Source organism: Microbacterium sp. SZ1, assembly GCF_002362255.1.
In the GTDB taxonomy this organism is placed as follows: domain Bacteria; phylum Actinomycetota; class Actinomycetes; order Actinomycetales; family Microbacteriaceae; genus Microbacterium.
The window spans coordinates 1-12,339 of the sequence record NZ_LPVV01000038.1 but is presented as its reverse complement, the minus strand read 5'-3'; the positions used below and the strand labels follow the sequence as shown (position 1 = coordinate 12,339).

The following is a 12,339-nucleotide window of genomic DNA, read 5'->3' as shown; positions in this document are numbered from 1 at the left end:
CCGGGCGGATCGGCGTCGAAGACGCCGTAGCCACCTCACTCCCGCAGATCGAGCATTCGTTCGATGAGCGTCGTGATGTCGTCGCTCACCCAGTTCGTGACCTCCGGCTCGCTCGGGATCTCCGAGGCGAAGAAGAGCGCACGGCCCTCCGAACGCGCCCCGAACGATCCGATCCTCACGTCGTCGATCGAAACATGCCACCGGTCGTCCCTGACCTTGGTGACGAGTGCCTCAAGGCCTCGCATCGGAATCGCGAATTCCGGCGATTCCGCGAGGAGGCGCTGAATATCGAAATACTCCGTCATGGCCCACACGATAACGGCGCCGTTGAAGAGTGAACAGATCTTCAGTTCAGTATGAGGTCGTGGTACACCGTGGCGAGGACGTCGCGGGGATAGCTGAACTCGGTCGAACATGTGCGATGCTTGTGCTCACCACCGAGCGATCACCCGATCGTGCCTCGTCAAACAGGTTCCGTGGCAGACGAGGGTCGTGACATCGTGGGACGTCTCATATACGAGGGTGACGAGAAGGTCGACATCGAGGACCGCGCGCTCACGCACCTGCAACTCGTCATGACGGCCAAACTTCGGCGGGGCGAACCGTTCGCCTTCAGCTGGGCGAACGAGTCGAGTCTCGGCGGCGGTCGCATCACGGTCTGGGTGCACGCCGGCAGCGCGCTCGCCTTCAAGTACTTCGGCAGCCGGCAGCCGTCGATCAATCGTTCATGGATCGACGCACTCGCCATCACCGCCAACAGTCCGGGCGGCCTCCGTCTCGTACCCGAGCCCGCCGAGACGCCGCCGCAAGGCGGTCTCGAGGTCGCCGAGGCGTCGTAAGCCCTACAGCGCGCTTCCGCATCCTGCAAGCCCCTCTCGTCCGCCATCAATCCCGACGTAACGTGGCTGAGCAACGACGGGGAGGTAGCGCACATGAAGCTGACGCACGTCGAGATCGACGGCCGGGACTTCATTCTCAGCGGCGAGCGCGATCTCGTCCACGTGATGTCGCAGATCGAAGCGGCGGCGGCGTCGCCTCCCGCTTTCGTCGATCTCTCCGACGGCGACGATCTGGTGAGCGTGCTCATCCATTCGACCACCCGCGTGGTCGTGTCCGTCGAAACTGATCAGCGGTCGCCGGCCGAGTACGAGCCGCTGTCGTATCCGAACAACGATTGGGATTGGTGAACGCATGACCGCGTCTTCGGACGTCCTGTGGGCGTGCGTCGAAGAGGGCTTCCATGTCGGCAGTCGCGGAGGCGACTTCCTGGGTTACGTGGATCGGCAGCCGAGCGGAGAGTTCCGTGCCTTCGACGCCCGCTCCGAGCAGCTCGGCGACTTCGTCACTCTCTCGGAGGCGACCGCGGCGGTCGCCGCGCGGGCGGAACGCCTCGACCTCGACGGCATCCTCGCCGGTGACGACCTGCAGGGGACGGCCTCGTGACGGGGCACCACGGCGACGTGCTGTCGCTCGTCTACACCAGCAGCGCGTCGCAGCCGTTCCGTGAGACGGCGCTCGAGCAGCTGCTCGAGGAATGCCGGGAGAACAACGCGGAAACGGGTGTGACCGGGATGCTGCTCTATCGCAGCGGCCGGTTCATCCAGGTGCTGGAAGGGGTCGCCGAGACCGTGCGGGCGCTGACAGACCGCATCCGACGCGATCCGCGTCATCACGACATGCGCGTGCTGCTCGAGGAACGCGTGCCGCAGCGGCGCTTCCCCGATTGGACGATGGGGTACCGCGCACTCCGAGGATCCGGGGAGGTCGCGCCGGAAGGGTATCGGGATTCCTTCTCGGACCTCGACGCCGACTCCGACGAGGACACTGCTCGTCGCGCTCTGGCGGAGCTCACGCTCTGGTTCCGAGTGCGCAGCGCGGCATCCGTCGGCGCGTAGGTGCATCGACAACACGGGTCACATGCGCACCATTGTCACCACCTGAGAATTCGCCTAACCTAGCTATCACGTCGGTCCACGGGAGGGTGGCCGGCGGACTCTGAGGGGGGTCGTAGTCGTGGTCAGGGGGAGTGGTCGGCGTCGCCTGCGGCGGTCGATCGTCGCGATGACGACCGCCATCGCGGTCATCGTGGCCGGGCTCACCCTCGGCACGGCGCAGACGGCCGAAGCCGCCGTCGTCCAATGGGGGACCAACTCGGGCACCTCCCCGAACTACCAGGCCAACGTCAACGGCGACTTCATCATGGCCGGCAACGGCGTGCTCGCCTGCTCGGCGACGACGGCCACCACGAACGGCACCTGCGCCGATCTGCACGCGGCGTCGAGCACCAACGCCCAGAACGTCAACGACAACTTCGTCATGACCCAGAACAACTCGGTCGCGGGCTTCACATCGAACTCGAGCAGCGCGACCATCACGGTCCCCTCTGGTGCGACGGTCGTCAAAGCCTTCCTCACGTGGAGCGCCAACACGGGCGTGTACACCGGCGACACCCGCCGTCTCTGCTCGCAGTACTCGGCGGCACGCGGCGTCGCGACCATGCCCGCGGGAAGCGCGACCGGCTACACGACCAGAGCCGTGCAGTTCAAGGTCGGCGGCGGCGGGATCATCGAGGTGGCACCGCAGAGCATGCTCCAGGACCCGGCGTCGCAGGCCACAGCGCTCTACTACTCGGCCAGCGCCGATGTGACCTCGGCCTTCGCCTCGGTGACGACCGGCTCGGAGATCACCATCTCTGCTGGCAACATCTGGACTCCGACCGGCGCCGGCTGCTACGCGGGCTGGTCGATCAACGTCGTCTACGACTACGGGACCTTCATCCCCGACAACCCCGCCTCGGTGCCGCACAACATCATCTACTACGAGGGCCACGTGCGTCAGGGCGCCAACGACGCCGATCTGACCGTCGCGTTCAACGGCTTCACCGCGGTCGCGGCGGGCACGCGCGCCGGGTTCACCCTCTTCGAAGGTGACCGGAACATCACGGGCGATGCCGCCTCGTACTCCCGCGGCGGATCGACGACGTACACCGAGATCCCCAACGCGGCCGGCGCCACCGGGAACATCGGGATCTCCCGCGCCATCGGGTCGGTGAGATACACGGGGACGGCGGGCACGGCGTTCACCAACCAGAGCGTCGACGTCGCGACAGCACCCCTGACCAATGTCGTGGCGGGCGACTCGACCGTGAACCTGCGGCTCGGAACCTCTGGCGACTCGTACCTGCTGCGCAACGCCATGCTGTCGGTGCCGACGGCCGGGCTGCAGGTCGTGAAGACGTACGACGGGACCCTCGACACCCAATCGCGCACGGCCGGCGAGCTCGCGACGTTCACGATCCGCATCACGAACACCGGCGCCGGAACCCTGCGGAACATCGTCGTGACCGACGACCAGGCGAACTGCGCCAGGAACCTCGGAACCCTCACTCTCGCTCCTCTGCAGACGACGACGTACACCTGCACTGCGACGGCACCGTCGTCGACGGGATACGTCTCGACCGCCGAAGCCACGGCGCGGACGGCCGTCGGCGACTTCCTCGCGCAGGACAGCGACAGCACCACTGTGCTGCTCAGCGCCATCAGCCTGACCAAGACGAGCGCTCTCGCCGCCGGCGGCACGGGCCGCGCGGGCGACGTCGTCGTCTACACCTTCACGGTCACGAACACGGGTCAGTCGACCCTGCGCGACATCGTGATCACCGACCCGCTCGTCGGGCTCTCCCCGATCACCTTCGGCGCGTGGCCGGGCACGACCGGAATCCTCACCCCGGGACAGTCGGTCACGGCGACGGCGACGTACACGCTGAAGCAGACGGACGTGGATGCCGGATCGGTCGCGAACACCGCGACGGTGAGTGCCGCAGACGACGACGGGGGAGTGCGTCCGTCCGGATCGGCGAACCGCGTCACCCCTATCGCAGCGGCGGGCGCCGTGACCGTGACGAAGACGGGCGCGCTCGCGAGCGGGTCGACGGGTCGCGTCGGCGACCGCATCAACTACACGTTCACGATCCGTAACACCGGGAATGTCACACTCGCGAACGCGTCACTGGTCGACCCGCTGCCCGGACTGTCGCCACCGGTCATCACCTGGCCGACCTCGACCCCAGGGAGCCTGCCGGTCGGTCAGTCCGCCACCGCCACCGCTTTCTACACCATCACCCAAGCGGATGTGGATGCGGGAAGCGTCCGAAACACCGCCACCGCCTCCGCTCGCACGCCGAACGGCACCACGGTCTCGGGATCGTCGGCCCAGACCTCCGTCCCCACCGTCGCATCGGCACCGGGACTCTCGACGACGAAGTCGGGCTCCGTCACCCAGGGGGCCGGGGGCGTCGGCAGCACCATCACCTACAGCTTCACCGCCCGCAACACCGGCAACACGACACTGACGTCCGTCGCCATCACCGACCCGCTCGCCGGGCTCTCGGCACTCGCGTACAGCTGGCCGGGCACGGCCGGTACCCTCGCCCCCGGCCAAGCGGTCACCGCCACCGCGACGTATACGATCACGCAGGCCGACGTCGACGCGGGCGCCGTGCGCAACACCGCCACGAGCACTGCTCGCACGCCTGCCGGTGCCACGCTGACGATGCCGAGCAGCCAGTCGGTCGTCTCGACCGCGGCATCCGCTCCGGCCGTCACGCTCACGAAGACCGGCGCCCTCGCGCCGGGCAGCACCGGCCGCGCGGGCGACGTCGTCACCTACACCTTCCGTCTCGCGAACAGCGGGAACGTGACGCTCACCGAGGCGGCGATCTCCGACCCGCTGGCCGGGCTGTCCGCGCTCGCCTACACGTGGCCCGGACCGGTCGGCACGCTGGCACCGGGGCAGGCGGTCACGGCGACAGCCACCTACACGCTCAAGCAGTCGGACGTCGACGCGGGATCGGTGGCCAACACCGCGACCGCGACCGCGCTGCCGCCCAGCGGCGCGCGCCTCACGCAGACCCGGGCGTTCACCCTGCCGGTGACGCCGACCGGTGCGCTGACCGTGCTCAAGTCGGGAACGGTCACCTCGGGCACCGGCGGAGTGGGCAGCATCGTCACCTACTCGTTCTCCGCCACGAACAACGGCAACGTGACCCTCAGTCAGGTGGCGATCGCGGATCCGCTGCCCGGTCTCTCGGCGATCACCTACACCTGGCCGGGCACGGCGGGCACGCTCGCCCCGGGGCAGACGGCGCAGGCGCGCGCGACCTACACGATCAGGCAAGCGGATGTCGACGCGGGTGCCGTGTCGAACACGGCCACGGCCTCGGCCCGGACACCGGGAGGCGCGGCGGTCACCGGATCGTCGCCGGCCACCCGCGTGACGACCGCGGCCGCCGCACCGGCCAGCACGACCACCAAGTCGGCGACGGTGTCCGGCACCGCCGCCGTCGGCGACGTCATCACCTATACGGTGCGCACGACGAACACCGGCAACGTCACACTCACCGGCGTGAGCGTCTCGGACACGCTGCCCGGTCTCTCGGCCTTCACTTACACGTGGCCGGGCACCGCGGGCACACTCGCACCCGGGCAGGCCGTGACCGCCGTCGCCACGTACACGATCCGACAGGCGGACGTGAACGCGGGTTCCGTCCGCAACATCGCCTCCTCCACGTCCGCGTATGGCACGACACCGGTGACGAGCACCTCGGGAACGATCACGACGAACACCGTGCCCGCGTCCGCCGCGATCGTGACGACGAAGTCCGGAGCACTGCAGAGCGGCTCCTCGGGCCGCGCGGGCGACACGATCGTCTGGTCGATCACGCTCCGCAACTCCGGAAACGTGACCCTGACGGGGGTCGCGGTCGCAGACTCCCTGCCTGGGATCTCGGCGCCGTCCTACGGGACCTGGCCGAGCGGTACCGCAGGCGTCCTGCAGCCCGGACAGACGGTCACCGCGACCGCCACGTCGACGATCTCGCAGACGGATGTGAACTCCGGTGCCGTGAGCAACACGGCGACCGGCTCCGGCACTCCGCCGAACGGCACAGCGGTCACGAGTACGGCACCGGCGACGGTGTCGCTCGCCTCCGCCCCCGGGATCGTGATCTCCAAGTCGGGCGCCGTGACCGCAGGCAACGGCTCGGTCGGCAGCACGATCACCTACACGTTCACCGCTCGCAATACGGGGAACGTGACCCTCACCGGCGTCGCCATCACGGACCCGCACTCCGGACTCTCGACGCTCTCGTACACGTGGCCCGGCCCCGCCGGGACTCTGCAGCCGAACCAGACCGTCACGGCGACGGCGACGTACACCGTCCGTCAGTCCGACGTCGACGCCGGCGCGGCGCGGAACACGGCGACGGTCGCAGGCACACCGCCCACCGGTCCAGCCATCACCGCCTCGTCGGGCGAGGTCTCGGTGGCGACGATCGCCGCGGCACCTGCAATCTCCGCCACGAAGTCGGCCGCCGGCGGCGGGGGAGGTGTGGGCAGTGTCGTCACATACACATTCCGAGCCACGAACACCGGAAACGTCACGCTCACGGGCGTCGCCATCGCGGACCCTCTCGCCGGTCTCGGCGCGCTGCAGTACCAGTGGCCTGCAGCCCCGGGCACTCTCGCCCCCGGGCAGACAGTCGTCGCCACTGCTCCCTACGCCGTGACCCAGGCGGACGTGAACGCCGGGTCGATCGTGAACACCGCGACCGCGAGCGGCTCGGGTGGCGGGACGACCGTGAGCGCCGGATCGGGCACCGTCACGACGCCGACGGCGGCGATCGCGCCGGCGCTCGCGGTCACCAAGGCCGGCACCCTGAGCGGCACGGGGGCGGCGGGTGACACGATCAGCTACGCGTTCACAGTGCGTAACGCCGGGAACGTCACCCTGACCGGCGTCTCGCTCGTGGACCCGTTGGTCGGTGCGGCGCCGATCACGCTCACCGGATGGACGGGAGCGGCAGGAACGCTGCAGCCGGGGCAGAGCGTGTCGGGTACCGCGACCTACACCGTCAGGCAGACCGACGTCGACGCGGGCGCGGTCGCGAACACAGCCACCGCCACGGGTGTCCCTCCGCGTGGAGCGGCAGTCAGCGGCACGGCGCCCTCCACCGTGCGGATCGCTGCAGTACCGTCGATCTCGGTCGTGAAGGCGGGGTCGATCACGGCCGGTGACGGCGGCGTCGGAAGCACCGCGACCTTCACGTTCACGATCCGCAATTCGGGCAATGTCACGCTCAGCGGCATCAACCTGACCGACACGCTCGCCGGACTCAGCACGCCGACGATCACGTGGCCGGGCCCGGCCAACACGCTCTCTCCAGGACAGACGGCGACCGGGTCCGCGACCTACACGATCCGTCAGGCTGACGTCGACGCGGGGTCGGTGCGCAACACGGCGAGCGTCAGCGGCCGCCCGCCCGCGGGCGCCGTAGTCAGCGCGACGTCGGCGGAAGCGCTGGTGCCGACCAGCGCCGCCGCGCCGGGACTGACGGTCAGCAAGAGCGCGACGACCGCGGGAGGCAACCGCGTCGGCGATGTCGTGACATACACGATCCGCGCCGAGAACACCGGCAACCAGACGCTCACCGGCGTGACGATCAACGACTCGCTCCCAGGCTTGTCGGCACTCGCGATCGCCTGGCCCGGCGCGACCGGCGTGCTCGCCCCCGGGCAGGCGGCGACCGCCAGGGCCACCTATGTCCTGACCCAGAACGACGTGAACGCGGGGTCGGTGCGCAATCGCGCCGCCGCGTCCGCGACAGCGCCGGGCGGAGTCGGCGTCGACGGCTCCTCGAACGAGCTCGTGACCCCGACCGCGACGGCGGCGCCGCGTCTGACACTCGACAAGACCGCCAGCCTCGCACCGGGCGCCACCGGGCGGGCGGGCGATGTCGTCACATACAGCTTCACCGTGCGGAACGCGGGGAACGTCACGCTGACCGGTGTCGGCGTGGCCGACCCCCTGCCGGGCCTGTCGACCATCACGTATTCGGGGTGGCCGGGAGCGGTCGGCACTCTGCAGCCCGGTCAGAGCGTGACCGCGAGCGCGACCAGGCCGCTCACGCAGTCGGACGTCGACGCGGGGTCCGTCGCCAACACGGCTACCGCGAGCGCCACGCCCCCGACCGGAGCCGCGGTGGAGGCGACCGCAGCGGCGACACTGCCGATCACCGCAGGTCCGCTCCTCACCCTCGGCAAGACCGGCGCCTATACGCAGGGCACCGGAGCCGTGGGCAGCGTGATCACCTACACCTTCACCGCACGGAACGCGGGCAACGTCACGCTCACAGCCGTCGCAGTGACCGATCCGCACGCGGGTCTCAGCCCGATCGCTCTGGCGTGGCCGGGGACAGCTGGCACGCTCGGGCCGGGGGAGCAGGTCGTCGGCACGGCGACGTACGTCGTCACCCAGGCCGACGTGGACGCCGGCACCGTGCGCAACACGGCTCGGGTCACGGGGACGCCGCCGAGCGGTCCGGCCGTGGGCGCGGATTCGCCGACCGTCGCTCTGTCGACCGTGGCCGCGGGGCCCGCGCTGACGACGACGAAGTCGGCCGCGGTCTCCGGCACCGGTGCCGTGGGCGACGTGATCGACTACACCGTCCGCGTCACGAACTCGGGCAACGTCACGCTGCGAAGCGTGGTCGTCAGCGATCCGCTGGTCGGTCTGACTCCCTTCACCTACACGTGGCCGGGGGATGCGGGCACCCTCGCTCCCGGGGCCCAGGTGGTCGCCCGTGCGAGCCATACGATCACCCAGGCCGATGTCGACGCCGGGTCGGTTGTCAACGTCGCGACGGGCAGCGCGCAGTCGCCGAGCGGTGTCGCGGTGTCCGGGGCCTCGGGAACCGTCACCACACCGACGGCTGCGGGCGACCCGCGGCTCGTGGTCGTGAAGTCCGGTTCGCTGCCTGCCGGTGCGACGGGAGTGGCCGGTGAGACCATCACCTGGACGGTGACGATCCGCAACGTCGGCAACGTCACGCTCTCCGGCGTGAGCGCGACCGACTCGCTCCCGGGCATCGGCGCCCTGACGTACGGCGCGTGGCCGTCCGGCACGGCCGGGATCCTGGCCCCCGGAGACGCGGTCACCGCGACGGCGACCTCGACGGTGCGTCAGACCGACGTCGACGCCGGGGCCGTGTCGAACGCGGCCACCGCGACCGGAACGCCCGCGAGGGGGTCGGCGACGACCGCGACCGGGTCGGGGACCGTGCCGCTCACCTCGGCACCGGCCCTCTCCCTGCAGAAGAGCGGTGCGTACACGTCCGGCTCTGGAGCCGTCGGCGACACGATCACCTACACGTACACAGTGCGCAACGCGGGCAATGTGACCCTCACGGGCGTGGCGGTCGCGGATCCGCACAGCGGTCTCTCGACGATCTCCTATGGCACCTGGCCATCGGGCGCGGCGGGCACGCTCGCGCCGAACCAGACGGTCACGGCCACCGCGACGTACCAGGTGCGCCAGAGCGATGTGAACGCCGGCTCGATCTCCGACACCGCGACCGTGTCGGGACGCCCGCCGACCGGGGCGGCCGTGTCGGCGACCTCGCAGACGGTGGTGCTGCCGACCGCGGCGTCGGCGCCCGGCATCCTCACGACCAAGACCGCCGCGGTGAGCGGCGCCGGGCAGCTCGGCGACCTCATCACGTACACGATCCGCGCGACCAACTCCGGGAACGTCACGCTGACCGGGGTTGCGATCTCCGACCCCGCTCCCGGGCTGAGCCCGCTCGCCTACGGCCCGTGGCCGAGCGCCAGCGGAACGCTGCAGCCCGGCGAGTCCGTGACGGCCACGACCACCCACCGCATCACGCAGACCGACCTCGACACGGGATCCGTGACGAACACTGCCACCTCGACAGGCACACCGCCGACCGGTCCATCCGTGAGCGACCCGTCCGACACCGTCGTGACGCCGACCGCCGCCCGGTCGGCCGACATCGAGGTGACCAAGACGGGAACGCTGCCCGGCGGCGCGACGGCACGCGCCGGGGACACCGTGTCCTACTCCTTCACGCTGCGCAACGTGGGCAACGTCACGCTCACGGGCGTCGCGCTGACCGACCGCGAGCCTGGTGTATCGCCGCTCGTCTACTCGTGGCCAGCTGAGGCCGGGGTGCTCGCACCGAACCAGGTCGTCACCGCGACGGCGTCCTACACGCTGACGCAGGAGGACGTGGATGCCGGAAGCGTGACGAACGTCGTCGACGGCACGGCCACGGCGCCCGGTGGGACCACCGTCACCGAGGCCGACGACGTCACGATCCCACTCACCGCCGCTCCGTCGATCTCCGTCTCGAAGACCGGCGCGGTGCTCGGAGACGGCGTCGACGACGGTGAGGCCGGCGACGACATCCGGTTCGACTTCGTCGTCGTCAACACGGGCAACGTCACGCTCACCGACGTCGAGCTCGCCGAGAGCATCCCCGGCCTGGTGCCGACGATCACCTGGCCGGATGCTGCGATACCCGGCGTTCTGGCGCCGGGCGCCCAGGCGACCGCCGTCGCGACGTACGAGATCACGCAGGCCGACGTGAACGCCGGCTCGGTGTCGAACACCGTGACCGCCTCCGGCGCGCCGCCCTCGGGCGACGAGGTGACGGCCACCGATTCCGTCGATGTCGCGACGGGCGCCCAGCGTGCCGAGCTGCGTCTCACGAAGGCGGGGAGCACTCTCCCCGGCGAAGCCGGCCTCGGCGATCAGATCACCTATGCGTTCACGGTCGGCAACACCGGAAACGTCACTGTGACCGGGATCACCGTCACCGACCCCCTGGCGGGGCTGTCGACGATCGACGTCGACTGGCCCGAAGCCGACGGAGTGCTCGACCCCGGGCAGACGGCGACAGCGACCGCGACGCTCGCCATCACACAGCAGCACATCGATGCGGGGCGAGTCCTCAACACCGCGACGGCATCGGGCAGCGCGCCCGGCGGACCGGTCACCACCGCCTCGCCGCAGAGCATCGTGCCGGTCGAGGCCGCCGCTCCGTCGGTCGCAGTCACAGACAGCGGTTCGCTCCCGCCCGGTTCTGCAGCGGGATCGACCGTCACCTGGACGTACACTCTGCGCAACACGGGCAACGTCACGCTCACCGGCGCCAGCCTGAGCGACGCCCTGGCGGGAACGAGCGCTCCCGTATATCAGTGGACCGGACCGGCCGGCGTGCTCGCACCCGGCGCCTCGGTGACGGCGACCGCCACGACCGTCCTCACGCAGGCGGACGTCGACGCGGGATCCATCGTCAGCGTCGTGACCGGTCGCGGCGTGGCTCCCTCGGGCGCCGTGGTCACTGCGGCGGCGCCCGCCACCGTGCCGATCTCGTCGACCGCGGGTCTCACGCTCGACAAGACCGCATCGCGCGACGGCGACCTTGCGCTGGGCGATGTCGTCACATACACATTCACGGTGACCAACGGCGGCACAGCGACGATCGACGCGATCGCCCTCAGCGACCCCCTCCCGGGACTGTCGCAGATCACGTTCGGCGCCTGGGCGGGAGCGACCGGAGTCCTGCCGCCCGCAGGCGCGGTCACCGCGACCGCGACCTATACGGTGACACAGGCTGACGTGGACGCGGGCGGCGTCACGAACACCGCCACGGTCACGGGCTCCACTCCTGCCGACGCGCCGGTCGCGGCATCCGATTCCCTCACGCTCGCGACCGAAGACCGTGCCCCTGCGCTCGAGCTGACCAAGGTTGATGAGCTCTCGGGCGCCGGCGTGCTCGGCGACTCGATCTCGTACACGTTCACCGTGCGCAACGCCGGGAACACGACGATCACGGGCACGGGCATCACCGACCAGCTCGGCGACCTGTCGGGGATCGTCTTCGGCGAATGGCCGAGCGGTGAGATCGGGGTGCTGGCACCCGGCGACGAGGTCACGGCCTCGGCGCAGTACACCGTGAGGCAGAGCGATGTCGACGCGGGCGAGGTGGTGAACGTCGCCAGCGCGTCCGGGACCGCGCCCGGGGGCGTGGAGGTGTCGTCCGTGGACGCCACGGCGACCACACCGCTGGCCGACGCGGCTCCGACGCTGACCGCCACGAAGCGCGGCACGCTCGCCCCGGGTTCCACCGGGCGCGCGGGTGACACCGCGGAGTTCCGCTTCTCCGTCGTCAACAGCGGCGATGTCACCGTGAGCGAGGTCGCCTTCGACGACACTCTGATCGGCCTGAGCCCGCTGGCCGTCATCTGGCCGGATCCCGCCCGGCCCGGCGTGCTCGCGCCCGGCGCCGCGGCGACCGCGACAGCCTCCTACACGCTCCTGCAGTCCGACGTCGACGCCGGCGCCGTCTCGAACGCGGTCACCGTCACCGGAACCCCCGTCCGCGGCACTCTCGCGCCCGCCACGGCCGCCGCCACCGTTCCGATCGCCCCCGGCGCCGCGTTGTCTGCGGTGAAGTCTGGTGTGTTGGGTGTGGGTGGT

General features: G+C 70.3%; 6 protein-coding genes. 5 read left to right on the top strand and 1 reads right to left on the bottom strand.

What is annotated here, in order from left to right; genetic code table 11:
• Positions 1-35 precede the first annotated feature (35 nt).
• A complete protein-coding gene (locus AUC47_RS16565; RefSeq protein WP_143740736.1) occupies positions 36-416 on the bottom strand; it encodes a hypothetical protein in 381 nt (126 codons plus the stop codon).
• Between the two features lie 84 nt (positions 417-500).
• On the opposite strand from AUC47_RS16565, the gene AUC47_RS11710 reads away from it, so the two are divergent.
• From AUC47_RS11710 to AUC47_RS11690, 5 genes are all read left to right on the top strand, one after another.
• Entirely contained in the window at positions 501-839 is a 339-nt protein-coding gene (locus tag AUC47_RS11710; protein WP_096715731.1) for a DUF7882 family protein, read from the top strand.
• A gap of 93 nt (positions 840-932) precedes the next feature.
• Positions 933-1,187, top strand: coding sequence for a hypothetical protein (locus AUC47_RS11705; RefSeq protein ID WP_096715368.1), 255 nt, complete (start codon positions 933-935; stop codon positions 1,185-1,187).
• A 4-nt stretch (positions 1,188-1,191) separates the two neighbouring features.
• The gene (locus AUC47_RS11700; protein WP_179297606.1) at positions 1,192-1,443 is read left to right on the top strand and encodes a hypothetical protein; all 252 of its coding nucleotides are present in this window, start codon (positions 1,192-1,194) and stop codon (positions 1,441-1,443) included.
• Positions 1,440-1,895 carry a BLUF domain-containing protein gene (locus AUC47_RS11695; protein WP_256999556.1) on the top strand — a complete coding sequence of 152 codons (456 nt, stop codon included), beginning with the start codon at positions 1,440-1,442 and terminating at the stop codon, positions 1,893-1,895. Before AUC47_RS11700 ends, AUC47_RS11695 begins: the two co-directional genes overlap by 4 nt.
• A 166-nt stretch (positions 1,896-2,061) precedes the next feature.
• Positions 2,062-12,339, top strand: a 10,278-nt coding sequence (locus AUC47_RS11690; protein WP_143740735.1) for a DUF7507 domain-containing protein, incomplete at its 3' end; no start/stop codon positions are given.

Coding starts and splice junctions, on each gene's coding strand:
- AUC47_RS11700 (WP_179297606.1), top strand. CDS start 1,192: ATGACCGCGTCTTCGGACGTCCTGTGGGCGTGCGTCGAAGAGGGCTTC.
- AUC47_RS11705 (WP_096715368.1), top strand. CDS start 933: ATGAAGCTGACGCACGTCGAGATCGACGGCCGGGACTTCATTCTCAGC.
- AUC47_RS16565 (WP_143740736.1), bottom strand. CDS start 416: ATGTTCGACCGAGTTCAGCTATCCCCGCGACGTCCTCGCCACGGTGTA.